This is a genomic window from Ralstonia sp. SA306 (assembly GCF_054792405.1).
In genome coordinates this window covers 3,491,039-3,515,917 of sequence record NZ_CP096451.1, presented here as the reverse complement: position 1 = coordinate 3,515,917, position 24,879 = coordinate 3,491,039, and the positions used below count along the sequence as shown (strand labels likewise).

Annotated in this window: 19 protein-coding genes, 2 tRNA genes, 1 rRNA gene and 1 other annotated feature; of the genes, 12 read left to right on the top strand and 10 right to left on the bottom strand. The window is 63.6% G+C overall.

The features are described from left to right. Positions 1 to 181 (bottom strand) — a sequence feature (23S ribosomal RNA rRNA prediction is too short). A gap of 270 nt (positions 182 to 451) precedes the next feature. The 5 genes from M1D44_RS16620 to M1D44_RS16600 all read right to left on the bottom strand — a co-directional run bounded on the left by M1D44_RS16620 (position 452) and on the right by M1D44_RS16600 (position 4,480). Then, positions 452 to 527 (bottom strand) — tRNA-Ala (locus tag M1D44_RS16620). Positions 528 to 563: 36 nt separating this feature from the next. Continuing rightward, a tRNA-Ile gene (locus M1D44_RS16615) sits at positions 564 to 640 on the bottom strand. Between the two features lie 60 nt (positions 641 to 700). After that, positions 701 to 2,238: ribosomal RNA gene (locus M1D44_RS16610) — 16S ribosomal RNA — on the bottom strand. Positions 2,239 to 2,736: 498 nt separating this feature from the next. Further along, complete coding sequence (locus tag M1D44_RS16605) at positions 2,737 to 3,597, bottom strand: CHAD domain-containing protein (protein WP_024977484.1); 861 nt, start codon at positions 3,595 to 3,597, stop codon at positions 2,737 to 2,739. Between the two features lie 109 nt (positions 3,598 to 3,706). Continuing rightward, complete coding sequence (locus M1D44_RS16600; protein WP_024977483.1) at positions 3,707 to 4,480, bottom strand: DeoR/GlpR family DNA-binding transcription regulator; 774 nt, start codon at positions 4,478 to 4,480, stop codon at positions 3,707 to 3,709. A gap of 143 nt (positions 4,481 to 4,623) precedes the next feature. On the opposite strand from M1D44_RS16600, the gene glpD reads away from it, so the two are divergent. The 8 genes from glpD to glpK all read left to right on the top strand — a co-directional run bounded on the left by glpD (position 4,624) and on the right by glpK (position 14,265). Then, the gene (gene glpD, locus M1D44_RS16595; RefSeq protein WP_316854077.1) at positions 4,624 to 6,201 is read left to right on the top strand and encodes a glycerol-3-phosphate dehydrogenase; all 1,578 of its coding nucleotides are present in this window, start codon (positions 4,624 to 4,626) and stop codon (positions 6,199 to 6,201) included. A gap of 65 nt (positions 6,202 to 6,266) precedes the next feature. Further along, positions 6,267 to 7,385 carry an ABC transporter ATP-binding protein gene (locus M1D44_RS16590; protein WP_316854076.1) on the top strand — a complete coding sequence of 373 codons (1,119 nt, stop codon included), beginning with the start codon at positions 6,267 to 6,269 and terminating at the stop codon, positions 7,383 to 7,385. Then, entirely contained in the window at positions 7,372 to 8,469 is a 1,098-nt protein-coding gene (locus M1D44_RS16585) for an ABC transporter ATP-binding protein (protein ID WP_316854075.1), read from the top strand. Before M1D44_RS16590 ends, M1D44_RS16585 begins: the two co-directional genes overlap by 14 nt. Beyond that, on the top strand, positions 8,466 to 9,356 hold the full coding sequence (locus tag M1D44_RS16580) for a carbohydrate ABC transporter permease (RefSeq protein ID WP_112186783.1): 891 nt from the start codon (positions 8,466 to 8,468) through the stop codon (positions 9,354 to 9,356). Before M1D44_RS16585 ends, M1D44_RS16580 begins: the two co-directional genes overlap by 4 nt. Then, a complete protein-coding gene (locus tag M1D44_RS16575; protein WP_027680527.1) occupies positions 9,349 to 10,182 on the top strand; it encodes a carbohydrate ABC transporter permease in 834 nt (277 codons plus the stop codon). The genes M1D44_RS16580 and M1D44_RS16575 overlap by 8 nt, the downstream gene beginning before the upstream one ends. 144 nt (positions 10,183 to 10,326) lie before the next feature. Then, the gene (locus tag M1D44_RS16570) at positions 10,327 to 10,608 is read left to right on the top strand and encodes a DUF2160 domain-containing protein (protein ID WP_024977477.1); all 282 of its coding nucleotides are present in this window, start codon (positions 10,327 to 10,329) and stop codon (positions 10,606 to 10,608) included. Positions 10,609 to 10,779: 171 nt separating this feature from the next. Then, on the top strand, positions 10,780 to 12,516 hold the full coding sequence (locus tag M1D44_RS16565; RefSeq protein WP_024977476.1) for an ABC transporter substrate-binding protein: 1,737 nt from the start codon (positions 10,780 to 10,782) through the stop codon (positions 12,514 to 12,516). 252 nt (positions 12,517 to 12,768) lie between these two features. Then, on the top strand, positions 12,769 to 14,265 hold the full coding sequence (gene glpK, locus M1D44_RS16560) for a glycerol kinase GlpK (protein WP_024977475.1): 1,497 nt from the start codon (positions 12,769 to 12,771) through the stop codon (positions 14,263 to 14,265). Positions 14,266 to 14,333: 68 nt separating this feature from the next. Here the strand turns inward: glpK and M1D44_RS16555 are convergent, their stop codons facing one another. Next, positions 14,334 to 14,699: a hypothetical protein gene (locus M1D44_RS16555; RefSeq protein ID WP_316854074.1), complete on the bottom strand. Its 366-nt coding sequence runs from the start codon at positions 14,697 to 14,699 to the stop codon at positions 14,334 to 14,336. 191 nt (positions 14,700 to 14,890) lie between these two features. Here M1D44_RS16555 and M1D44_RS16550 point away from each other — a divergent pair, with 191 nt between their 5' ends. Further along, positions 14,891 to 15,517, top strand: coding sequence for a DUF1415 domain-containing protein (locus M1D44_RS16550; protein ID WP_316854073.1), 627 nt, complete (start codon positions 14,891 to 14,893; stop codon positions 15,515 to 15,517). Between the two features lie 265 nt (positions 15,518 to 15,782). On the opposite strand, the gene M1D44_RS16545 is transcribed toward M1D44_RS16550, so the two are convergent. After that, a complete protein-coding gene (locus M1D44_RS16545) occupies positions 15,783 to 17,396 on the bottom strand; it encodes an OpgD/OpgG family glucan biosynthesis protein (protein ID WP_316854072.1) in 1,614 nt (537 codons plus the stop codon). Between the two features lie 277 nt (positions 17,397 to 17,673). Here M1D44_RS16545 and M1D44_RS16540 point away from each other — a divergent pair, with 277 nt between their 5' ends. Beyond that, positions 17,674 to 18,912 carry an AGE family epimerase/isomerase gene (locus M1D44_RS16540; RefSeq protein ID WP_316854071.1) on the top strand — a complete coding sequence of 413 codons (1,239 nt, stop codon included), beginning with the start codon at positions 17,674 to 17,676 and terminating at the stop codon, positions 18,910 to 18,912. Between the two features lie 8 nt (positions 18,913 to 18,920). Further along, positions 18,921 to 20,222, top strand: coding sequence for an MFS transporter (gene tcuC, locus M1D44_RS16535; protein WP_024977470.1), 1,302 nt, complete (start codon positions 18,921 to 18,923; stop codon positions 20,220 to 20,222). 218 nt (positions 20,223 to 20,440) lie between these two features. Here tcuC and M1D44_RS16530 read toward each other — a convergent pair whose 3' ends face one another. Continuing rightward, the gene (locus M1D44_RS16530; RefSeq protein WP_316854070.1) at positions 20,441 to 21,532 is read right to left on the bottom strand and encodes an ABC transporter substrate-binding protein; all 1,092 of its coding nucleotides are present in this window, start codon (positions 21,530 to 21,532) and stop codon (positions 20,441 to 20,443) included. A gap of 283 nt (positions 21,533 to 21,815) precedes the next feature. On the opposite strand from M1D44_RS16530, the gene M1D44_RS16525 reads away from it, so the two are divergent. Continuing rightward, on the top strand, positions 21,816 to 22,613 hold the full coding sequence (locus M1D44_RS16525) for an AraC family transcriptional regulator (protein WP_024977468.1): 798 nt from the start codon (positions 21,816 to 21,818) through the stop codon (positions 22,611 to 22,613). 28 nt (positions 22,614 to 22,641) lie between these two features. Here M1D44_RS16525 and M1D44_RS16520 read toward each other — a convergent pair whose 3' ends face one another. Beyond that, a complete protein-coding gene (locus M1D44_RS16520; RefSeq protein WP_112186768.1) occupies positions 22,642 to 23,949 on the bottom strand; it encodes an ATP-binding protein in 1,308 nt (435 codons plus the stop codon). Between the two features lie 3 nt (positions 23,950 to 23,952). Next, a complete protein-coding gene (locus M1D44_RS16515) occupies positions 23,953 to 24,684 on the bottom strand; it encodes a response regulator (RefSeq protein ID WP_024977466.1) in 732 nt (243 codons plus the stop codon). Positions 24,685 to 24,879 lie beyond the last annotated feature (195 nt).

The following is a 24,879-nucleotide window of genomic DNA, read 5'->3' as shown; positions in this document are numbered from 1 at the left end:
TGCGTTCGCTTCCCTTGCCTATGTATTCAGCAAGGGATGACCATTCGGGCCGGGTTTCCCCATTCGGATATCTGCGGATCAAAGCTTGTTTGCCAGCTCCCCGCAGCTTTTCGCAGGCTACTACGTCCTTCATCGCCTGTAATCGCCAAGGCATCCACCACATGCACTTATTCGCTTGACCCTATAACGAGTATGTCTCGATATAGGCTGAGTTCTCGCGTTGTGCCGTATTCCAAGACAATCTTTCGATTGCTCTGGTAATACTGGTTGATACAATCACAACCCAGTGTCGCGTTTTGAATGTGCGTCTCATCAACGCACCGCGACACCTTTACTACATTCCATATTGTTAAAGAACAGCCGAGTTATCACTCGTCTTGGCTAAGCCAAACGCAAACACCGCATTCATCGACTTCTCTGTCGATGCTTGCGTTTGGCAACCAAAAGGTATTGGTGGAGGATGACGGGATCGAACCGACGACCCCCTGCTTGCAAAGCAGGTGCTCTCCCAGCTGAGCTAATCCCCCAGTCACGGCAGAGAACAACTTCCACCGTCCGTAACTTGGTGGGTCTGGTAGGACTTGAACCTACGACCCCCGCCTTATCAAGACGGTGCTCTAACCACCTGAGCTACAGACCCTTGGCTGTAACATCAAACAAACCGATAAGTGTGGACGCCTAACGTCGGATGCACGCTCTTAAAGGAGGTGATCCAGCCGCACCTTCCGATACGGCTACCTTGTTACGACTTCACCCCAGTCATGAACCCTACCGTGGTAATCGCCCTCCTTGCGGTTAGGCTAACTACTTCTGGTAAAGCCCACTCCCATGGTGTGACGGGCGGTGTGTACAAGACCCGGGAACGTATTCACCGCGGCATGCTGATCCGCGATTACTAGCGATTCCAGCTTCACGTAGTCGAGTTGCAGACTACGATCCGGACTACGATGCATTTTCTGGGATTAGCTCCACCTCGCGGCTTGGCAACCCTCTGTATGCACCATTGTATGACGTGTGAAGCCCTACCCATAAGGGCCATGAGGACTTGACGTCATCCCCACCTTCCTCCGGTTTGTCACCGGCAGTCTCTCTAGAGTGCCCTTTCGTAGCAACTAGAGACAAGGGTTGCGCTCGTTGCGGGACTTAACCCAACATCTCACGACACGAGCTGACGACAGCCATGCAGCACCTGTGTCCACTTTCTCTTTCGAGCACCTAATGCATCTCTGCTTCGTTAGTGGCATGTCAAGGGTAGGTAAGGTTTTTCGCGTTGCATCGAATTAATCCACATCATCCACCGCTTGTGCGGGTCCCCGTCAATTCCTTTGAGTTTTAATCTTGCGACCGTACTCCCCAGGCGGTCAACTTCACGCGTTAGCTACGTTACTAAGGAAATGAATCCCCAACAACTAGTTGACATCGTTTAGGGCGTGGACTACCAGGGTATCTAATCCTGTTTGCTCCCCACGCTTTCGTGCATGAGCGTCAGTGTTATCCCAGGGGGCTGCCTTCGCCATCGGTATTCCTCCACATCTCTACGCATTTCACTGCTACACGTGGAATTCTACCCCCCTCTGACACACTCTAGCCGTGCAGTCACCAATGCAATTCCCAAGTTAAGCTCGGGGATTTCACATCGGTCTTGCACAACCGCCTGCGCACGCTTTACGCCCAGTAATTCCGATTAACGCTTGGACCCTACGTATTACCGCGGCTGCTGGCACGTAGTTAGCCGGTCCTTATTCTTCCGGTACCGTCATCGACCCCAGGTATTAACCAGAGCCATTTCTTTCCGGACAAAAGTGCTTTACAACCCGAAGGCCTTCTTCACACACGCGGCATTGCTGGATCAGGCTTTCGCCCATTGTCCAAAATTCCCCACTGCTGCCTCCCGTAGGAGTCTGGGCCGTGTCTCAGTCCCAGTGTGGCTGATCGTCCTCTCAGACCAGCTACTGATCGTCGCCTTGGTGGGCCTTTACCCCACCAACTAGCTAATCAGACATCGGCCGCTCCTATAGCATGAGGCCTTGCGGTCCCCCACTTTCACCCTCAGGTCGTATGCGGTATTAGCTAATCTTTCGACTAGTTATCCCCCACTACAGGGCACGTTCCGATGTATTACTCACCCGTTCGCCACTCGCCATCAATCTAGCAAGCTAGATCATGCTGCCGTTCGACTTGCATGTGTAAGGCATGCCGCCAGCGTTCAATCTGAGCCAGGATCAAACTCTTCAGTTCAATCTGCTGTTTTTCGCTCTTTACGAGCGGTCGCTCACTCTCAGAATCTGACTTGAACTTTCGTTCAAACCTTACTTCTGTGCGAGCACTTCATTACTTGTTAGCTAGCGGATCGAAATCCGCCGCATCCAGTATTAAGCGCCCACACTTATCGGCTGTTTGCTTGTTAAAGAACTTCGCGATCAACTTTGTTCACCGCGTCGCTGCGTTGTCTGCAGCAGAGAAACGAGATTATGCAGAGCTTTTTCGTCGCTGTCAACAACTCGTCGAAGAATTTTTATCATCAACTCGCCACCAACCACTCCTGAATTTCCAGCCAATCGCCAACCACACAATCGACCGCAAACCCGCCCCACTCCTGCTTCTCCACCACCCAACTCCACCGCCTCAACCTGCGTCTCGGCGCTGTGTTTTGCAGCGAGGGGCGAACTATAGGCGGGTTTTCCGAACAGTGCAAGCCCTTTCTCATTACGGGGTCTTTCTGCACTTTCCCCAGGGTTATGGCGCCTTGTGGGACCGCATCCATCGCAGACCCTTGGCTGCCCGGCCCCGCGCGCTGCTGGCGCGCTTGTGAAAGGCGTTCACTATAGACAGCGGCGGCGTCGCATCCAATACGCCCGCAACGCAATCAAGGGCGACACTCGCATCGTGTACCTCGCCCAGGGCGTCTTGCAGTTTGCGCAAATGGCTCCGGTACCGCTTGGCTACGTTGGCGCCAAGCGCCGGGTAGAACGCTTCATATAGATAGCGCCATTGCTTGGCGGCGATGCGAGCACGATGCAGCCGCGGTGCAGACAACCGCCTGGGGTGGCGCCCGCGACGGATCAGCTTCTTTCTGAGCGCCCGGGCCTGTGCACGAGCGAAACGGAGATGCCGTTCGGGCTCACCTTCTATATGAAACGCAGCGACCGCCTGCTCCAGTTCAAGCAGCGCTTCCGACACATCTGGCGACGCCAGCTCGGCACGCAGTTCCTCCCATGCACGGTTGCGCGCCCCTTGGGACTTTGTAAGCGCCTCGTCCAGCCATGCCCGGCCTGCCTCGTCACTATCGAGTAGCGACTCCCGGGCAGCGGGAAGCCAATCGGAGAGCAACACATCCCATTCGCGCACAGGACCCGTGGAAGCGGCGAGCGCACGCAGGCGCGGTATCCACTCTGCGGCAAAGCTGGTTGGCAGGACCGGCGCGAACGTCACCCAAGCCGAACGCAGGCGGCGCAGAGTGACGCGAAACTGGTGAAGATCTTCGCCGCTTGGGCTGGGCGCAGCCAGCCTGGCGAGGGCATCGCGCAAAGCAGCGATGTGTTCGGTGACGATGCCCGCGAAGATCGAAAGGATTGCCGCATGTGAGTGCTTGCTCACGATGCTCCCCGTATGACGAATCTGGATGACAGTGCGGCTCGCAAGGTGCGCGCCTTGTCATTTCACTGTAGTCGACGGGGCGAAGACTGCAGGAGCGCCAGATCAAACGTCAGAGCGTTTCGCTGGCGACGACCACGTCGACCTCGGCGGCGCGGAAGACTTCGGCCATCGGCTCGGGCACCGGGACGTCAGTGAAGAACTTGTCGATCTGGGAAACATGGCCCAGGCGGACGACCGCGCGGCGGCCGAACTTGGAGTGATCGGCGACGAGCCAGACTTCGCGCGACTGCTCGATGATGGCCTGGGCGACGCGGACCTCGCGGTAGTCGTAGTCGAGCAGCGTGCCGTCTTCGTCGATGCTGGAGACGCCGATGATGCCAATGTCGACGCGGAACTGCTTCATGAAGTCGATCGTAGCCTCGCCAACGATGCCGCGGTCGCGGTTGCGCACGAGGCCGCCGGCGACGATGACTTCGGCATCCGGGCTGCCGGAGAGGATCGACGCGACGTTCAGGTTGTTGGTGATGACGCGCAGGCCGCGCGGTCCGCTCTGGCCGACCAGCGCCTTGGAGACTTCTTCGGTGGTCGTTCCGATATTGATGATGAGCGAGCGGCCGGGCTCGACATGGCGCGCGACGACTTCGGCGATGCGGCGCTTGGCGTCGATGTGCAGGACCTGACGCTGGTCGTAGTCGATGTTCTCGACCGACGATGGCAGGCCAACGCCGCCGTGGTAGCGCGCGAGCAGGCGCTCGTCTTCGAGCTGCCGAATATCGCGGCGAATGGTTTGCGTCGTGACGCCGAGCACGCGAGCAAGCGCGTCGACGGAGGCATCGCCGTGCTGGCGGACGTATTCGAGGATCTGGCGGTGTCGCGGAAGCATCAAATCACGAAATGAACACAAACGAACACATATGAGCGGATTAGGCGATTCCCTATGTTGCTTTATTTTCGCCCTTCACTAAACTATCCGCCAACGCGTCACTATTCGCAAGAAAAGACGCGCAAATCAACAGATTCCAACCCATGCAACTCACTGACGCGTCGCATCTGGACTGTGATCTGCTGGTGGTCGGAGGCGGCATCAACGGCGTGGGTATCGCGCGGGATGCCGTGGGCCGTGGCCTGTCGGTGGTCTTGTGTGAAAAAGACGACCTGGCCCAGCACACCTCTTCGGCCTCAACCAAGCTGATCCACGGCGGGCTGCGCTACCTCGAATATTACGAATTCAGCCTGGTGCGCAAGGCTCTGCAGGAGCGCGAGGTGCTGCTGCGCATGGCGCCGCACATCATGTGGCCGCTGCGTTTCGTGATGCCGCACGATGCGGCGCAACGCCCGGCATGGATGATCCGCGCGGGCCTCTTCCTCTATGACCACCTGGCGCGCCGGCGCTTTCTGCCGGGTTCGGAATCCATCAAGCTTGCGCAGCACCCGGCAGGTAAGCCGCTCAAGGCAGGCTACACGCGGGGTTTCGTCTATTCCGACGGCTGGGTGGACGACGCCCGCCTGGTGGTGCTCAACGCCCGCGACGCGGCGGACCGCGGGGCGCAGATTTTCACCCGCACGCGCTGCCTGAACGCCGAACGCCGCTCCGATGGCTGGCATGCCTCGCTGGCCGGCCCGGAGGGCATTCGCTCCGTGCGCGCCAAGGCAATCGTCAATGCAGCCGGGCCGTGGGCGGCGGAGTTCGCCCGCTCTGCGCACGCGCTGCCGAGCACGCGCGGCCTGCGCCTGATCAAGGGCAGCCACATCGTCGTGCGGCGAATGTTCAACCACCCGTTCGCCTATATCTTCCAGAACCCGGACGGGCGGATCGTGTTTGCGATTCCGTACCAGAACGAATTCACGCTGATCGGCACGACGGATCTGGAATACAAGGGCTCGGTGGACCAAGTGGCCATTGACGCGGGCGAAATCCAATACCTGTGCGAAATGGCCAGCCGCTATTTCACCCAGCAACTGACACCGGCCGACGTGGTGTGGAGCTACTCGGGTGTGCGGCCGCTGCTGGACGACAGCGCCGCCAACGCTTCGGCCATCACGCGCGATTACCTGGTCGAATGCGAAACCGGCGCCGACGGCGCCAGCGCACCGCTCGTCAACGTGTGGGGCGGCAAGATCACCACCTACCGCAAGCTGGCCGAAGAAGCGCTGGACCACCTGGCCCCGCATTTGCCTCTTGCGGGCAAGCCTTCGTGGACGGCCACCGCATCGCTGCCGGGCGGCGATCTGGAAGCGCCGGGGCAGTTGGTTGCCGAATACACCTTCGACGATTTTGTGACGCGCCTGCAAAAACGTTTGCCTTGGCTGCCGACCCAACTTGCGATGCGCTATGCGCACCAGTACGGCACGCGCCTGAACACGATGCTGGCCGGCGCCACGCGGCTGGAAGAGCTGGGCGCCGAAGTGACGCCCGGGCTGTACGAAGCCGAAATCCGTTATCTGATCGAACACGAATGGGCCCGCACGGCGCAAGACATCCTGTGGCGGCGGACCAAGCTGGGCCTGCACGCCAGCGATGCAGACCGCAGCCGCCTGGAAGGCTGGCTGGCGCGGCATCTGCCCGAAGGCGAGACCGCTCCAGTTGCGGAACGCGCGCCCTGACGCACCGGGCCGGGCGCACGAGCCAAGACATCAAGAAATCAAAGCAGTAAGACGGGAGACATCAATTGATTCTGGAACTGGACCAGGTTACGGCCATGGTCGGGGCGCAGACGCACCTGTACCCGACCAGCCTGCGGCTGGCGCCCGGCGCCATCAACGTGTTGCTGGGGCCGACGCAGGCCGGCAAGACCACGTTGATGCGCATCATGGCCGGGTTGGACCGTCCGACGACCGGTCGCGTACTAGTCGACGGCAAGGACGTGACGGGCGTGGGGGTACGCGATCGCAACCTGGCGATGGTGTACCAGCAATTTATCAACTACCCGGCGATGACGGTGTACGACAACATCGCCTCACCGCTGCGCCTGCAGGGCACCAACAAGGGCGAGATCGACACGCGTGTGCGTGCCGTCGCCGCCAAGCTGCACATCGAACACCTGCTGCAGCGCCTGCCGGCGGAGCTGTCCGGCGGACAGCAGCAGCGTTGTGCGCTGGCCCGGGCACTCGTCAAGCGTGCACCGCTGGTGCTGCTGGACGAACCGCTCGTCAACCTCGACTACAAGCTGCGCGAAGAACTACGTGCCGAGCTGGCATCGCTCTTTGCCGACGGCGGCACGACCGTCGTCTATGCCACCACCGAGCCGCAGGAAGCACTGCTGCTGGGCGGCCACACCGTCGTCATGCATGAAGGCCGCGTGCTGCAGGACGGTCCGACGCTCGACATGTACGAAGTGCCGGTGTCGGTCAACGCGGCGGCCATCTTCAACGACCCGCCGATGAACGTGCTGGACGCCACCGTGGTTGAGGGCAACCAAATCCGGCTGCCGCAAGGCATTGACGTTGCGTGGACGCGCCCGCTGCCGATGGCGGCCGGCACGCGCTGCCGCATCGGCCTGCGTCCGAGCCACATCCGCCTGGCGCCGCGCAACGGCGGCGCAGTTGCCCTGCCGGGCACGGTGGAACTGGCCGAGTTGTCGGGCTCCGAAACGTATCTGCACGTGCGCGCGCATGCCGCCGGCCAGTCGAACACGATCGGCTTGGTCGCGCAGTTGCCCGGCGTGCACGAGTTCGAACTCGGCGCGGCGCTGGACGTGTTTGTCGATCCGGCCGAACTGTTCCTGTTCGACGATGCGGGCAAGCTGGTGAGCGCGCCCAAGCAGGGAGGCGCACATGGCACGCATTGAATTCCGCAACCTGGGGCACAGCTACCGGCCCAATCCGCAAAGTCTGAGCGACTACGCGCTGCAGCCGATGAACATGACCTGGCGCGACGGCGGTGCATACGCATTGCTGGGCCCGTCGGGCTGCGGCAAATCCACGCTGCTGAACATCATCTCCGGGCTGCTGACGCCGTCCGAAGGACAGGTGCTGTTTGACGATCGCGACGTCACGCACGCAACGCCGCGCGAACGCAACATCGCGCAGGTGTTCCAGTTCCCAGTCATCTACGACACGATGACCGTGTTCGACAACCTCGCCTTCCCGCTGCGCAACCGCAAGACGCCGGAAGCCGAAGTGAAGAAGCGCGTGGAGGAAGTGGCCGAGATTCTCGAACTGCAGCACGCGCTCAAACGCCGCGCCTCGGGCCTGGCGGCCGACGCCAAGCAGAAGATCTCCCTGGGCCGCGGCCTGGTGCGCAAGGACGTGGCGGCCATCCTGTTCGACGAGCCGCTCACCGTCATCGACCCGCACCTGAAGTGGCAACTGCGTCGCCAGCTCAAGAAGATTCACCACCAGCTCAAGCTCACGCTGATCTACGTGACACACGATCAGGTGGAGGCGCTGACCTTTGCCGACGAGGTGGTGGTCATGACCGAAGGCAAGGTCGTGCAGCAAGGCGGCCCGGAAGCGCTGTTCGAGCGGCCGGACCACACCTTCGTCGGGTACTTCATCGGAAGCCCGGGCATGAACCTGTACCCGGTGACGGTGGACGGCGATGTGATTGCCCTGGGCGATCAGCGTCTGACGGTCGGGGGCGACACGCTCGCCACGCTCAAGAACGCAAACGGTTCGCTCAAGCTCGGCATCCGCCCGGAATTCGTGCAGCTGGCGGCGGCCGGTGAAGTCGGCACCGTGGCCGCCAACGTGCATCAGGTGCAGCAACTGGGTACGCACCAGTTGCTGACGGCCAGCCTGGGCGAGGCCGGCGGCTTGCCCATCAAGGCAAAGCTGCCGAATGAAGTGAGCATCACCGAATCGCGCGTGTGGCTGCGCCTGGATGCGCCGCAGACGCTGTACTACAGCAATGACGAGAGGATCGGCCGATGAACAAGCCGCTCAACAACAAGGCGTGGTTCCTGATCCTACCGGTGTTCCTGTGCGTGGCGTTCTCCGCCATCCTGCCGCTGATGACGGTGGTGAACTACTCGGTGCAGGACATCATCAGCCCCGAGCAGCACGTCTTCGTGGGCGTGGACTGGTTCCGCCAGATCCTGCGCGACAGCGATCTGCAGGACGCGCTCACGCGCCAGCTGATTTTCTCGCTGTGTGTGCTGGCCGTGGAGATTCCGTTGGGCATCGGCCTGGCGCTGTCGATGCCGTCCAAGGGCTGGAAGGCTTCGGCTGCACTGGTGGTACTCGCCATGCCGCTGCTGATTCCCTGGAACGTGGTCGGCACGATCTGGCAGATCTTCGGGCGCTCGGATATCGGCCTGGCCGGATACTGGCTCAACGAGATGGGGATCGACTACAACTACACGTCGCACTCGTTCGATGCGTGGATCACCGTGCTGATCATGGACGTGTGGCACTGGACGCCGCTGGTGGCGTTGCTGGCGTATGCCGGCCTGCGTTCGATTCCGGATGCGTTCTACCAGGCCGCCGAGATTGACGGCGCCAGCCGCCTGGCCGTGTTCCGCTACATCCAGTTGCCGAAGATGCGCGGCGTGCTGATGATCGGCGTGCTGCTGCGCTTCATGGACAGCTTCATGATCTACACCGAGCCGTTCGTGCTGACCGGCGGCGGCCCTGGCAATGCCACGACGTTCCTGTCGCAGTACCTGACGCAGAAGGCGGTCGGCCAGTTCGACCTGGGTCCGGCGGCGGCATTCTCGATCGTGTACTTCCTCATCATCCTGCTGTTCTGCTTCGTCCTCTACAACTGGATGCAGCGCATGGGCAGCGCCAGCACGGCCGCGGGAGACGACCATGCCTAAGCAGAACAACAATAACGAGCACAAGCGCAAGATTGCTCGCGCGATCACGCTGGCGGTGTATGTGGCGTTTGCCGTGCTGCCGCTGTACTGGATGTTGAGCATGTCGCTCAAGACCAACGAGGAGACGCTCGCCGGTTTCTCGATCTGGCCGAAGCTCGTCACGTTCGACAACTACAAGATCATCTTCACGGACCCGTCGTGGTACTGGGGTTACATCAACTCCATCATCTACGTGACGATGAACACGGTGCTCTCGACCGTGGTGGCGCTGCCGGCGGCCTACGCCTTCTCGCGCTACCGCTTCCTGGGCGACAAGCACATGTTCTTCTGGCTGCTAACGAACCGCATGACGCCACCCGCGGTGTTCCTGCTGCCGTTCTTCCAGCTGTATTCGACGGTCGGCCTGATGGATACCCACCTGGGCGTGGCGCTGGCGCACATGCTGTTCAACGTGCCGCTGGCGGTGTGGATTCTGGAAGGCTTCATGTCGGGCATCCCGCGCGAGATTGACGAGACGGCCTACATCGACGGCTACAGCTTCCCCAAGTTTTTCCTGAAGATCTTCCTGCCGCTCATCAAGGCCGGCGTGGGCGTGACGGCGTTCTTCTGTTTCATGTTCAGCTGGGTGGAGCTGCTGCTCGCGCGCACGCTTACGTCCGTCGATGCCAAACCCATCACCGCGGTGATGACGCGCACGGTGTCGGCCTCGGGCATGGATTGGGGCGTGCTGGCTGCGGCCGGTGTACTGACGATCATTCCCGGCGCGCTGGTGATCTGGTTTGTGCGGAACTACATCGCAAAGGGTTTTGCGATGGGCCGCGTGTAAACGCGATCAGGACGATTCTGACGGCCCGGCGCGGCCTTGCCGTACCACACGTACTGTCTGCGGCCACGCCGAACCGTCAGAACCGCTGTGCTTCGCCCTGATCACGTTTCCACGAACGCGGGAACGAATGTTGGAGAAAAGAATATGTTCAGTTGGATGGCCTGGACGCCCGAAGTGGCGACCTTCTTCGGCTGCATCGCCTTGATGCTGGCCAGCATGACGGTGTGGGAGGTCGTTCGACCGACCGTGGAGCGCAAGGGCTTCCTGCCCATTGCCACCACGCGCGGCGACCGCCTCTTCATCGGCCTGCTGACTGCGGCCTATATCAACCTGGCGTGGGTTGGGCTCACGTCGGAAGAGACGAGCGCCTGGGGTGGCTTCATCGCCTCGATGGTGGTGCTGGTGATCGTGATGTGGCGCGGCTGATGCGCCATCGATGTACTTGAATTTGCAAGTCCGGAGGCATCGGCACACGTTGATGGTTCCACGCCCAAATTGACGTACGGGCACAGGCATTCCATCACGCTCCCCGCGTCGGAATGCCGGATGTTTTCGCTGCGGGGAGAACAACAAGCCAACAAGCACGAGGAGATACCAATGAAAACATCCTGGCGCATGACGCTTCAGATCAGTGCCATTGCACTGGCGAGCGCCCTGGCAGTCGGCGCAGCCCATGCCGGCGAAGCCGAAGCCAAGAAGTGGATCAGCAGCGAATTCCAGCCCAGCACGCTGTCGCAAGACAAGCAGATGGCGGAAATGAAGTGGTTCATCGACGCCGCAGCCAAGCTCAAGGCCAAGGGCGTGACCGAGATCCACGTCGTGTCGGAAACGCTCGACACGCATGCGTATGAATCGAAGACGCTCGCCAAGGCCTTCGAAGAAATCACCGGCATCAAGGTCAAGCACGACATCATGCAGGAAGGCGATGTCGTCGAAAAACTGCAGACCTCGATGCAGTCGGGCAAGAGCATCTATGACGGTTGGATCTCCGACTCCGACCTGATCGGCACGCACTACCGCTATGGCGTGGTGATGCCGCTGTCGGACTACATGGCCGGCGAAGGCAAGGAGTTCACCAACCCGGGCCTGGACCTGAAGGACTTCATCGGCACGAGCTTCACCACCGCGTCTGACGGCAAGCTGTATCAGCTGCCGGACCAGCAGTTCGCCAACCTGTACTGGTTCCGCGCCGACTGGTTCGCCCGCAAGGACCTGCAGGACAAGTTCAAGGCCAAGTACGGCTACGACCTGGGCGTGCCCGTCAACTGGACGGCCTATGAAGACATCGCCAACTTCTTCACGAACGACGTGAAGGAGCTGGACGGCAAGCGCGTCTACGGCCACATGGATTACGGCAAGAAGGATCCGTCGCTGGGCTGGCGCTTTACCGACGCCTGGCTGTCGATGGCCGGCTCCGCCGACAAGGGCATCCCGAACGGCCTGCCGGTCGACGAATGGGGTATTCGCGTGGAAGGCTGCGCCCCGGTGGGCGCCTCGATGTCGCGTGGTGGTGCCACCAATAGCCCGGCCGCGGTGTACGCCCTCACCAAGTACATCGACTGGATGAAGAAGTACGCGCCGCCCGAAGCCACCGGCATGACCTTCAACGAAGCCGGCCCGGTGCCCGCACAAGGCCACATCGCCCAGCAGGTGTTCTGGTACAGCGCCTTCACCGCGCCGATGACCAAGCCGGGCCCGGTCGTCAACGCCGACGGTTCGCCGAAGTGGCGCATGGCCCCGTCGCCGCACGGCCCGTACTGGAAGGACGGCATGCAGAACGGCTACCAGGACGTCGGCTCGTGGACGTTCTTCAAGTCCACCCCGTTCGAGCGCCGCTCGGCCGCGTGGCTGTACGCGCAGTTCGTCACGTCGAAGACCGTGTCGCTCAAGAAGTCGATCACCGGCCTCACGTTCATTCGTGACTCCGACATCCACAGCGACTACTTCACCAAGAACGCAGCGAAGTACGGCGGCCTGATCGAGTTCTACCGCAGCCCGGCCCGCGTGGCCTGGACGCCGACCGGCAACAACGTGCCCGACTATCCGAAGCTGGCCCAGCTCTGGTGGAAGAACGTCGCCACGGCCGTCACGGGCGAGAAGACCCCGCAAGGCGCGATGGACAACCTGGCCAAGGAAATGGACCAGGTGATGGGTCGCCTGCAGCGCGCCGGCATGAAGAACTGCGCGCCGAAGCTGAATCCGGAAAGCGATCCGTCGAAGTGGCTGTCGACCGAACACGCCCCATGGAAGAAGCTCGACAACGAGCGTCCGAAGGGTGAGACGGTGGCCTACGACAAGCTGCTCGCAGCCTGGAAGGCAGGCAAGGTGCGCTGAACCCGCTCACGATCCTACGGCGCGGCCCGATCTTGGCCCCGCGATGCTCGCCGTACCCATGTACGGCTGCGCTTCTCAAGCCAACCTCGGGCCGCTCGCTACGGATCGTGAACAGGTTCCAGATAACGAGTGATCCGGCACCAGGATCATCTGCATCGCACGCCTGCCAACGGCGGGCTATGCTTTCGCATCACCATTGCATCAATTGCCGGGGTAGAGTGATCTTCCCCGGCACTTCAATGTCTCTGCCTTATGGAATACCTCCTCGCGCTCGACCAGGGCACGTCCAGCTCACGCGCTATCGTCTTCAACCGCGCCGGCCAGATCGTCGCCAGCGCCCAGCAGGAGTTTCCCCAGCATTTTCCGCAGCCCGGCTGGGTCGAGCATGACCCGTTCGACATCTGGAACAGTCAGCTCGCCACCTGCCGCGCCGCACTCGAACAAGCGAAGCTCTCCGCCGCCGACATGGCTGCGCTGGGCATCACCAACCAGCGCGAAACGACCATGGTGTGGGAGCGCGCCACGGGCAAACCGATCTTCAACGCCATCGTCTGGCAGGACCGCCGCACGGAATCCATCTGCGAGCGCCTGCGCGCCGAGGGCCTGGAAGACGAGGTGCGCAAACGTACCGGCCTGATCATCGACCCGTACTTTTCCGCCACCAAGCTGCGCTGGATTCTCGACCACGTGGATGGCGCCCGCGAGCGCGCCGCGCGCGGCGAACTTGCCTTCGGCACCATCGACAGCTGGCTGGTGTGGCAACTCACGCGCGGCCGCCTCCATGTGACCGACGTGTCGAACGCCTCCCGCACGATGCTGTGGAACATCCACACCGGCGAATGGGACGCTGACCTCATGCGCGCGCTCGACATTCACCCGAGCCTGTTGCCCGAGGTGCATCCATCCGCGTATCAATTCGGGCAGACCGATGCCGACTGGCTTGGCGCCTCGCTCACCATCGGCGGCATTGCAGGCGACCAGCAATCGGCCCTATTTGGCCAAGCCTGCTTCAAACCCGGCATGGCCAAGAACACCTACGGCACCGGCTGCTTCATGCTGCTCAACACGGGCGACAAAGCTGTCCAGTCGCACAACGGCCTGATCAGCACGGCGGCTTGTCAGAGCGGCGCGAAACGCAGCTACGCACTCGAAGGCAGCGTGTTCGTTGGGGGCGCGGTCGTGCAGTGGCTGCGCGACGGTCTGCGCGCCATCCAGCGCTCGGCCGACGTCGAAGGCCTGGCCGCCTCGGTGCCCGATTCCGGCGGCGTGGTGTTCGTGCCGTCGTTCACGGGCCTCGGTGCGCCGTACTGGGACCCGACCGCGCAAGGCGCCATCGTCGGCCTGTCACGCGGCACGACCATCGGACACATCGCGCGCGCGGCGCTGGAATCCATCGCCTTCCAGAGCACCGCCCTGCTGCAGGCCATGACGCGCGATGCTGTCTCTACCATCTCGGAACTGCGCGTCGATGGCGGTGCCTCGGCAAACAATCTGCTGCTGCAGTTCCAGGCCGATTTACTCGGCATCCCGGTGGTGCGCCCGGAGATCATCGAAACCACGGCGCTGGGTGCGGCCTATCTGGCCGGCATCGCCACGGGCTTCTATCGTGACGAAGCCGAGGTCGCCCAGCAATGGCGCGCCTCGCGTACATTCCACCCCGTCATCAGCCGCGACGAAGCCGCGCATCGCATCGCCCAATGGGAAATGGCCGTCGCGCAGGTCCGCCTGCCGACAACGCGCGGGCACTGAAGGCAAAATCAGCGGACAGAAAAAAGGCGACCCTCGGATCGCCTTTTTTTCATGGTTCGGCCGGCGGCTTACTTGCCTTCGCTGGCCGGCGTCTGGGCAGGCCCGCCCTGTTCGCTCATGGCTTCCTTGCGCTTGGCGCGGGCTTCCTTCTTCTCCGCCTTGCGGTTGGCCTTGGCGGCCTTCTTCTCTTCCTTGTACGCGGCCTTGGCGTCGGACTTGCGGGTCTTGTATTCGTCGCTGGCGGCCTTGTCGTCAATGCGCTTCTGCACCAGCGGGTCAGACGACGAGGTGGCCGGCCCACCTTGTGGGGCGGTCTGCACGGTGCCGGTGGTCTGCGGTGAAGTCTGCGGTGCCGGCGTCATCTGTGCGAAAGCAGCCGACGCAGCAAACGTGGCGGCCACGGCGAGGGCGGTTTTCAGGCGCAGTTCAATCATGGTTGGGCTCCTTCTTTTACAAAAACACGGAATGGACTGACCACATAAGCGGCGCGCGAAGCACCCGAAGTGATCTCGACGCACATCAACAGCGCACGCCGGACGTTGCAAATCACAACACCCATCCCGTCGCAAGAAGCGCTCCCAGGCCATCGACTACACTGCGCGCTATCTCATCCCTCCTATGCGCCGTGTCCAATCACGCCCCTGATTTCGTCCTGCTTGATCCGCCCGCCGATGCGCTGCCCCTGAACGCGGATGACGCAGCCCATCATGTCGCGCGCGTGCAGCGCTGGCTCGAAGACGCCGTCATCGGCCTGAACCTGTGCCCCTTCGCCAAGGCCGTGCATGTCAAACAGCAGGTTCGATACGCCGTCAGCCGCGCGACGATGGACGGCGACGTGCTCGACCACCTGCGTGCCGAAGCCGATTTGCTGCACGCCACCCCCGCCGCACAGATCGACACCACGCTGCTGATCGTTCCCGCCCTGGCTGACTTCCTCGATTTCCACTCGCTCACGGAGCGCGCTGACTCCGTGCTCGCCAAGGCCGGCTACGAAGGCGAGCTGCAACTGGCAAGCTTCCACCCCGATTTCGTCTTCGCCGATGCCGACCCAGACGACATCGCCAACGCCACCAATCGCGCGCCCGTCCCCATCCTGCATCTGCTGCGCGAAGACAGCATCGCCCGCGCCGCCGCAGCCGTACCCGATGCAGCGGACATCTACGAGCGGAATATCGCGACGATGGAAAAGCTTGGCCCCGAAGGCTGGGCAGAAATGGCGGCGAAGTTCAGCAAGACATCGCCCCGCGACTAACCCAGAGCAGCGACGGTTTGGCCGTCCCCTGCCCTAGATGGCGCCTTGAATTTCTGTTGCGGGGAGGAAAAAGAAGGGAGGCCTGTCTGAGCGCAGCGAGTTTGCCTCCCTTCCCTCCCCGCGACATAAATTCAAGGGATGGGTCGCCATCTCGGGCGCGCCTTTCTTTGCCTACTTTCTTTGGCAAGACAAAGAAAGTAGGTCAGCCCCGGCAGGGGATGAAACAAGGGACGCACCACGCGCATCAATCAACCAAGCCAAAGAATCAAACCGCCCGATCCACCGGCGGCGTCCACTGATACGCCCAAGTCTCAGACAGCAACCGCTCCCCCGACTGCAACGTCAGCAACAACTCGATCGGCGCGTTGCTGGCATCCGGCACCACGTCAAACATCGCCCGCACACCGTCGATGCTCGCCAGCGGCCGCGCCGATGCAATCTCGACCCGCCCGCGCGAGGCTCGGATGACAGGCTCCACGGTCGACCCCGCCGTGCTGCGCCCCAGCCGCGACAACTCCCCACCGGCAAAGTCCACCACAAACCGCCAGGAGAAGTATTTGCGCGGCTGCCCGACCACGCCGCCAATGCCCGTGCGCGTGGCTACCACCCGCGCGAGCGGCGAGGCCGCCGCAGGCTGCGCGCCCCACGTCAGCCGATAGCCAAACGCCAGCTCCTGCCCCGCATGCGGCGCCACGGCCGGTCGCCAGAACGCGACGATGTTGTCGAAGGTTTCATCGTTGGCCGAAAGCTCCACCAGTTCCACCGCGCCTTCCCCCCAGTCATGCGTGGGCTCCACCCACACACTTGGGCGCTTCTCGTAGAACACGCCGTCATCCTGGTAATGATCGGGATTGCGATCGCGCTGCAGAAGGCCGAAGCCGCGCGGGCTGTCGTCGGCAAAGCGCTGACTGCGCAGCATGGGCGGATTGGCCAGCGGCCGCCAAACCCACTCGCCCGACCCGCGCCAGATGGCCAGACCGTCGGAATCATGAATTTCCGGGCGCCAGTCCGATGCACGCCAGCGGCGGGCGGCGCTGTGGCGATCGCCAGCGCGGTCGGCGCGGTCGTTCTCGCCGTAAAGGAACATGCTGGTCAGCGGCGCGATACCCAGGCGCTCGATCGGCTTGCGCACGTAAAGCGTGACGGCCACATCCATCACCAGCGTGTCGCCGGGGCGGATGTCGAAACGGTAGATGCCCGCCACGCTTGGGGAATCCAGCAACGCATAGACGCGCAACATATCGGCGTCGGCGGCCGGGCGCACCAGCCAGAATTCGGTGAAGTCCGGAAACTCTTCTGCGCGGGGCAAGCCGGTATCAATCGCCAGCCCCCGCGCCGACATGCCGTACTGCCACTGCCCGCCGACGGCTCGGAAATAGCTGGCACCGAGGAAGGCAGCCACATCACGCGTCGGGTCTGCCTTGGTGGTCAGCCGAAAGCCGGCAAAACCGAGATCGGCCGGCAACGCCCGATGATCCAGCCCGCTCTTGCCGTAATCGAACATGGTGGGGTCGTAGGCGATTAAGCGAGCTTGGCCGTCGACCACCTCGTGCATCTGCACGGCCGACTTGAAGAACAGCCCCAGGTGGAAGAACTTGGCCTCAAAAGGCAGGTGCTGCCCGGCCCACAGGGCGTGATCGCGGCGATAGCCGATGGATTGGTAGCCGTCCCAGCCGAGTGCGGCCAGTGGCGGGGGCAACTGCGTGCTGCGAGGCCGGTATGGCCGCGCCGCCAAGGCCCGTGCACGCGCCAGCAGGCGTGCTTCGTCAAACGGTTCGGAGGCGCCAGCGGCGGAGCCGGGCGCGGCACTGCGGGACAAACCAGGAGCCAGGGCAAGCAGCCCGGCGGCCAACTGCTTGAGCAGGTCGCGACGGTGCATGGATCGGGGCAAGACCAGGGGGTGAGCCAGGGATGATTCATCTTCGCACAACCCACGCCCGGGCAGCATCCGGGAAAAAACCTTTCATTGGACCCACAACCCTGCGCCGTGACCGGGATTGGACCGGTTGCGCGTGGCGCGGGGCAGCCAGTTGGAGCACAATCCCGGGTCTGTTCACATGTACAACGCATGTACGTCGCCTATGGTGAACAGAACAGATCCGAGCAATCGGCCTGGCTAAAACGGGTCGACGCCCGCCACGATCATCACGGCGCACATGCTTTCACAATCCTCCACGCCCCCGCTGCCCGATACGGCCACCGAACTGTCCGCTGACATTGCGGCTGCCCTGGAATCATTCGACCGCTATTACGACGACGTTCTGCTGCCCATGTGGCTCGGCCCGGGCTGGAACGCGCAGGCCGGTCTCTGCTATGAGGCGCTCGTCGTCAACAACGGCGCGCTGGTGCCGGCATCAACCGCGCGGTACCGGGCGATGGCATGTGCGCGGCAGTTGTATACCTTCGCGCGCGCCACGCAGCTCTCCAAGCGCCACCGCGATCTCTGCGCCGAACGCGCCGCCGCGCTGTGCCATGCACTGGACACGCGCTTTCGCGAAACGATCCACGGCGGCTGGCTGTTTGCGATCGACAGCGCGCTGGCCCCGCACGACACCACCAAGGATCTGTACACGCACGCCTTCGTGCTGTTTGCCGCTGCACATTGGCTGGCCGTGAGCGAAGACCCGCGTGCCGCCGCGCTGATGCACGACGCGCACGACGTGATCGCGCGCAGCTTTGCTCGCGCCGGGGCCAAACCGCTGCCGGTCGCATCCATGGACGCCACGTTCAGCACCACGCTGGCCGGTGTCGCGCAGAACCCGGTGATGCACCTGACCGAGGCCTACCTGGCCGCCGCCGCGCTGGACGAACCGCCCGCCTGGGCCGAGACCGGCGTGCGCACGCTGGCCGAAGGCATCCTCGCGCGCTTCATCGACACCCGCACGGGCAGCATCGCGGAGTTGCCGGTGGACGAGGCCAGCGCCGACAACCGCATCGAGCCCGGTCACCAGTTCGAATGGTTTTACCTCGTGCGCGCGCACGCCGACGTCTTTACGCGCTCCGAAGCCGGCCGCCATCTGGCCGAGAGCCTCGCCCGTGCGGTGGACGCGGCCTGTGCCGATGGCGTTGATGCCGAGACGCAGGGCGTGTGCCTGTCACTCAATCTGGACGGCACGATGCGCGATGCCAGCCAGCGCATCTGGGCACAGACTGAATACGGCCGCGCCCTCGCGCTGTGCACCGAAACGCAGGGCGCCATGCTCGCGCGCCTGCTGCCGGCGTGGTCGGCACGCTTCCTGCACGCACACGGCTGGAACGAGGTGATCGACCCCGCCGGCCAGCGCCTGCGCGCCGACATGCCGTCGAGCACGCCGTACCACATCACCACTTTTTACGAGGCGGCCCGCAGTTCGCTGTCCGGCTCGCCCGCGCGTTGTACCCAAGCTGTTGAGTGAGACCCTTCATGCATACCTCCAACCCCAACGAATCCAAGGCCCGCACCATCTTCCGGGTGGTCAGCGGTAACTTCCTGGAGATGTACGACTTCATGGTCTACGGCTATTACGCCAAGGCCATCGCCGACACCTTCTTCCCCGCCGGCAACGAGTTCCTCTCGCTGATGCTGTCGCTGGTGACCTTTGGCGCCGGCTTCCTGATGCGGCCGCTGGGCGCGATCTTCCTGGGCGCGTACATCGACCGTCACGGCCGCCGCACCGGCCTGATCGTCACGCTAGCGCTCATGGCCTGCGGCACGCTGCTGATCGCACTGGTGCCCGGCTACGCCACCATCGGGCTGGCGGCGCCGCTGCTGGTCCTGGTCGGCCGGCTGCTGCAGGGCTTCTCGGCCGGCGTGGAGCTGGGCGGTGTGTCGGTCTACCTGGCCGAAATCGCCACCCCCGGCAAGAAGGGCTTCTTTGTGAGCTGGCAATCGGCCAGCCAGCAAGTGGCCGTCATGTTTGCCGCCCTGCTGGGCGTGTTGATGTCGTACCTGCTGCCGCCGTCTGAGATGAGCGCATGGGGCTGGCGCGTGCCGTTCCTGATCGGCTGCCTGATCGTGCCGTTCCTGTTCATCATCCGCCGCTCGCTGCAAGAGACGGAGGAGTTCCAGAAGCGCAAGCACCGCCCGGACCTGGCCGCCGTGTTCCGCTCGATGGGCCAGAACTGGCGCCTGGTAGGCGCAGGCACACTGATGGTCGTGATGACCACGGTGTCGTTCTACCTGATCACCGCCTACACGCCGACCTTCGGCAAGAGCGTGCTGCATCTGTCCGACATGGACAGCCTGATCGTCACGCTGTGCGTGGGCGCCTCGAACTTCTTCTGGCTGCCTGTGATGGGCGCCGTGTCTGACCGCGTCGGCCGCCGCCCGCTGCTGATCCTCTTTACCGTGCTGATGCTGGTGACGGCCTACCCGGCCATGCAGTGGCTGGTTGCCGCACCGTCGTTCGCCCGCATGCTGACCGTGCTGCTGTGGCTGTCGTTCCTGTATGGCAGCTACAACGGCGCGATGGTCGTCACGCTCACCGAGATCATGCCGCCGGAAGTTCGTACCACCGGCTTCTCGCTGGCATACAGCTTGGCCACGGCCATCTTCGGCGGCTTCACTCCCGCGATTGCCACGTGGCTGATCCACACCACCGGCAACAAGGCGATGCCTGGCGTATGGGTGTCGTTTGCCGCGCTGTGCGGGTTGATTGCCACGCTGGCGATCGTCAAGCCGGCGGGCAGGCATGAGCATGGGGCGAGCACGGCGCCTATTGCCTGACCGACATCGTGGATGAATGAACGCCTCTCAGAGGGGAATCTCTGAGAGGCGTTTTGCTTTGTGCTTTTGGCTTTTTGCTGGGATTTTTTTTTAGTGGTTCATCCCCCTTTCGGTCCCGGCAGGGGATGAAACAAGGGATACACCACCAACAAAGAAATCCCCGCCCCTCGCAACTTCCAAATCCGCCATTAGGCACAACAAACTGCACAGACGCAGCCTTACTGAATCACCAGCCCATTCGGCCCCACCACCCCCAGCTCCACATAGTGCGAACCAGGCCGCGTACGGTCGGAAAAGTCCACCATAAACCCGCCTCCCACATCGAAATTGCGCAGGTGGGCCAGCTCGCGGCGCACCTGGTCGCGCGTGGGCTTGGGGCCCGCGCGGCGCACGGCTTCGGCAAGCACCTTGGCTGCCACAAAGCCTTCCACGGCTCGGAATGAAAGTTCGACATCTCTGGCGCCCACGGCTGCGCGTGCGCGGTTGAATTCGCGGATGACGGGGTTGACGCCCTTGCCCGGGTTCGGCATCACAAGCGCCAGCGAATAGCCGCGCACCGCATCGATACCGGCCACCTTGAGCAGGATGCCCGGATCGATGGACGACAGCCCCAGGAGTTGCGCAGCACCGCCGCGCGCGCGGTATTGCTTGATGAACTGCGCGGCGGGCTCCGCCGTGGCGCCCAGGAAAATGGCCTGCGCATCGGCGCCGAGCAGCTTGTCGACAGCGGCGCTCACCGAGGCCGTATTGCGCGGGTACGAGGCGGTGGCCGCAATCGTCAGCTTGTACGGCTTGAGCGTGCGCTCAACGCCCGCCAGCACCTCCTTGCCCAGCGCATCGTCCTGATACAGCACGCCGATACGCGTAACGCCGATGGTGGCGAGCGCCCCCACCATCTTGTCCATCTCCTGCTGATAGCTGGCCTTGATGGGGAAGACCAGCGGATCGCCGGTCATGCTGGAGGCCCCCGTGGCGGGCCCGACCAGCGGCAGGTTGGCTTCGGCCAGCACGCCGCTGCGCATGAGCGCTTCCACATTGGCGGTGCCGACCACGGTGAGCGCCGCCACGGGGTTGTCGATCTTGGCCATGTCGCGCACATTGCGCAGGGTCTGCTCGACCTTCTGCTCGTCGTCGCGGGCGACCAGGCGGATGGTCTCGCCGTTGATGCCGCCATCGAGGTTGAGCCAGTCGAAATACAGGCGTGCCCCGGCATTGAGCGCCCGCCCCGTCGCGGCTTGTGTGCCGGACAGCGGCAAGGACTGGATGATGCTGATGTCGGCGCGGGCGGCCGGCGCTGTCAACGCAGCCATGCATGCCACACACATGGCAAGCGCGGCCCACGGCCGCAACCATCCCATCGCCCCGCGCGCCCCCCGGCTACGCGTGTGATTTCCCGTTTGCATTGTTCGCACCCATGTCGCCGCGTGCCTCGTGGGCAACGGCGTTTTTTGTCGAGACCGCTTGAGCGATCCGCTTTGTTGTGTGGCGCCAAACATCTGCGGCGCCGGGCGATAGCCTGCCATCGACATCTGGCTTCGACAAGTCCTGCCGGCGCATTTACACTGGGCTGACCGTTTCTGTCGCAAACCCGCCATGCCACAGCGCATCCTGCCTACCGATATCGAAGGCCGCACGCCGCCCTCAACGGCGCATCCGGTGCGGCTCTACACGCGGCAGATGGACGCCAACACGCGGTTCCCGCGCCACACCCATCCGTGGGCGCAGGTGGCGTATAGCCACAACAGTGTGCTGCGCGTGCAGGCGGGCGACACCGCCTGGGTAGTGCCACCTTCACGGGCGATCTGGATTCCGCCCGGCATTGAGCATGAGGTGTGGGTGGTCGAAGCCGCCTTTCTGCGCACGCTGTATGCCGACCCGTCCGTGGTGACCGGCACGCTGGCGCAGTGCCGCGTGATGGAGGTGTCGCCGCTGTTGCGCGAGCTGATTGCCGCGATGGACGTGCGCCAGCCGCTGCCGGCCGCGCGCGAGCAGGCGCTGGCCATGCTCATCCTCGACGAGCTGCGCCGTAGCGCCCCGCTGCCGCTGGATTTGCCCATGCCCGCCGACAAGCGCCTGCGCGCCCTGTGCGAGCGCGTGATGGCCGACCCCGGCACCCCGCTCACCTTCGACGTCCTCGCCCGCGATGTAGGCGCCAGCGCCCGCACGCTGGCGCGGCGCTTCCGGGACGAGCTGGGCGTAAGCTTTTCGCAGTGGCGCCAGCAGGCCGTGCTCGCCAGCGCCATCCCGATGATGTCGCAGGGGATGCCGCTGTCGCGCGTGGCGCAGGAGCTGGGCTACAACAGCCAGAGCGCGTTCTCTGCGATGTTCCGGCGGGCGTTCGGCAGCAGCCCGAGCGCGTTTCTGCATCGGCCGGGCGGCGACCAGGCCTAGCCCCCCAGGTTGACCGATCCAGCTGCGCTTACAGCGGCGGAATCGCCATGTCAGGCAGCAGCACGGAAAAGCGCGCACCGCCGCCCGTTGCCGCATCGAGGCGGACATCACCGCCATGCACCAGCGCAATACGCCGCACGATCGCCAGCCCGAGGCCGAAGCCTCCGGTGTGGCGGTCGCGGCTGGCATCCAGGCGCAGGAACGGCTCGAACACGCGCGCGCGGTCCGGCTCGGGAATGCCGGGGCCGTCGTCTTCCACCGTCAGGCGCAGCGCACCGGCGGGGCCCGCTTCGGCGCGGATGGTGATGGTGTTGCTGGCATAGCGCGTGGCATTGCGGATCAGGTTGAGCAGTGCACGCGCCAGCAGGCGCGGGTCGCACACGTGGTGCGCGGGGGCGCCCTCGGCATGCACGGCCAGGGTGAGCTGGCGGTCGGCCACGTCGTTGGCGACGCTGGCAACCACGCTGTCGAGCCATTCACCCACGGCCACGCGCATCAGCACGAGGTGCATGGCGCCCTGCTCCAGGCGGCTCAACGCCAGCAGCTCGCTCACCAGTTCATCGAGTTCACGCACGTCACGGCGCAGCGCATCGAGCCGCACGTTGCGCTGCATTTCTGACGACGGCGACACAGGCGACTGCAGCAGCGCAATGCCGAATTCCAGCCGCGCGATCGGCGTCTTCAGCTCGTGCGAGATGCCGTTCATCATCTCGCGCTGGTGCTGGATCGAGCCCTGGATGCGCTCGGCCATCTCGTCGAACTGGCGCGCCAGCGCATACACGTTCGAGCGCTTGCGCAGATTGGCGCGCGTCGCCAGCTTGCCCGCGCCAAAGCCGCGCGCCGCTTCTTCCAGCACGCGCAGGTCGCGCCAATGCATCCAGACCCAGAGCAGCAGCGGCAGAAGCGCGGCAATGGCGATCAGCGAATAGGCGACCAACTGGATGCCGAGGTAGTCCATGTCCTCGCTGTAGGCGTGCAGCACGGTGCCGTCGCGCAGCGGCAGGTAGTAATCCTTGCCGTTGGTCATCAGCACGAGCTTGTGATCCGCCAGATCGCGCCGCTGCTGGGCTGAGAAATTCGGCACGGTGTCCGGATCGACGAGGTCGAATGTCTCCCACGCGTTCTTGTTCAAACGCGCGATGGCGGCATCGCGCCCGTCGGGGCCCGCGCGATCCAGGTAGTCCTGCAGCACGAAGGCGTAACCCTTGCGCACCTCGCGCTCGCCGTGGGTGAGTGTGTCGTGGAACAGCCAGACGAACGACTTGTTGACGCCGATAAGTGCCAGCGCCGCGGCCACCACGACCATTGCGTACAGCTTCAGTAACGACTTGAGCACGGTTCAGTCCTCCCACGCCGACGGGCTGAACAGATAGCCGCGCCCCCAGATCGTCTTGATCTTGTGCGGCTCGGGCGAGGCGTCGCCAAAGCGGCGGCGCAGGCGCGAGATGCCTGAGTCGACGGTTCGATCCAGCCCGTCGAACTCGATGCCGCGCAACTGCTTGAGGATGTCGTCGCGGCTGAGCACGGTGCCGGCGGCGCGCGCGAGGATCAGCAGCAGATTGAACTCGGCCGTCTTGAGGTCGACCGGCTGGCCGCGCCAGGTGACGGTGCGGTTGGGTGGCGAGATGGCGAGTTCGCCAAAGACAAGCGTGTCGTCGCGCGGCGCCACCGGCTCGGACGTCGACATGGCCGGCACCGAACGGCGCAGCAGCGCGCGGGCCCGGGCAACGAGCAAGCGCGGCTCGATCGGCTTGAGCACGTAGTCGTCGGCGCCGATCTCCAGCCCGGCCACCTGGTCATACGTATCCACGCGCGCGGTCAGGATCAGCACCGGCACGCGCGAGAACGCGCGGATGCGCCGGCACACTTCCATGCCGTCCATGTGCGGCAGCATCAGGTCGAGGATCACCAGCGCAGGGTGGTGTTCGCGCACGGCAGCCACGGCGATGTCGCCACGGCGCACCACTTCGACTGCAAATTCATAGTTGCCCAGGTATTCGCTGACGAGCTGCGCGAGACGGTCGTCGTCTTCGATCAGCAGCACCTTGGTCTTGAGCGGCTCGTCGGTCATCGCCGTCATCGCTCGTACCCCCGTTTCTTCTTGTGTTGGCGCGCAGTGTACGGCGATGGCCTTGCGAGCGGATGGCGTGGAGAAACTTGCAGACACTCGCGCACAATTGCGCACAACTTCCCGGCAATTTCCAGACAGACGTGCGTGCGGCACCTCGCCAGACTGCGGGCTCTCTCTCAAGAGGTCCAACAAGAG

What these genes read in the sequence shown, in the direction of transcription:
- M1D44_RS16600 (WP_024977483.1), bottom strand. Translation starts at nt 4,480, where the DNA reads ATGCTTCCGCGACACCGCCAGATCCTCGAATACGTCCGCCAGCACGGC.
- glpD (WP_316854077.1), top strand. Translation starts at nt 4,624, where the DNA reads ATGCAACTCACTGACGCGTCGCATCTGGACTGTGATCTGCTGGTGGTC.
- M1D44_RS16585 (WP_316854075.1), top strand. Translation starts at nt 7,372, where the DNA reads ATGGCACGCATTGAATTCCGCAACCTGGGGCACAGCTACCGGCCCAAT.
- M1D44_RS16580 (WP_112186783.1), top strand. Translation starts at nt 8,466, where the DNA reads ATGAACAAGCCGCTCAACAACAAGGCGTGGTTCCTGATCCTACCGGTG.
- M1D44_RS16575 (WP_027680527.1), top strand. Translation starts at nt 9,349, where the DNA reads ATGCCTAAGCAGAACAACAATAACGAGCACAAGCGCAAGATTGCTCGC.
- M1D44_RS16570 (WP_024977477.1), top strand. Translation starts at nt 10,327, where the DNA reads ATGTTCAGTTGGATGGCCTGGACGCCCGAAGTGGCGACCTTCTTCGGC.
- M1D44_RS16565 (WP_024977476.1), top strand. Translation starts at nt 10,780, where the DNA reads ATGAAAACATCCTGGCGCATGACGCTTCAGATCAGTGCCATTGCACTG.
- glpK (WP_024977475.1), top strand. Translation starts at nt 12,769, where the DNA reads ATGGAATACCTCCTCGCGCTCGACCAGGGCACGTCCAGCTCACGCGCT.
- M1D44_RS16555 (WP_316854074.1), bottom strand. Translation starts at nt 14,699, where the DNA reads ATGATTGAACTGCGCCTGAAAACCGCCCTCGCCGTGGCCGCCACGTTT.
- M1D44_RS16545 (WP_316854072.1), bottom strand. Translation starts at nt 17,396, where the DNA reads ATGCACCGTCGCGACCTGCTCAAGCAGTTGGCCGCCGGGCTGCTTGCC.
- M1D44_RS16540 (WP_316854071.1), top strand. Translation starts at nt 17,674, where the DNA reads ATGCTTTCACAATCCTCCACGCCCCCGCTGCCCGATACGGCCACCGAA.
- tcuC (WP_024977470.1), top strand. Translation starts at nt 18,921, where the DNA reads ATGCATACCTCCAACCCCAACGAATCCAAGGCCCGCACCATCTTCCGG.
- M1D44_RS16530 (WP_316854070.1), bottom strand. Translation starts at nt 21,532, where the DNA reads ATGGCTGCGTTGACAGCGCCGGCCGCCCGCGCCGACATCAGCATCATC.
- M1D44_RS16525 (WP_024977468.1), top strand. Translation starts at nt 21,816, where the DNA reads ATGCCACAGCGCATCCTGCCTACCGATATCGAAGGCCGCACGCCGCCC.
- M1D44_RS16515 (WP_024977466.1), bottom strand. Translation starts at nt 24,684, where the DNA reads ATGACCGACGAGCCGCTCAAGACCAAGGTGCTGCTGATCGAAGACGAC.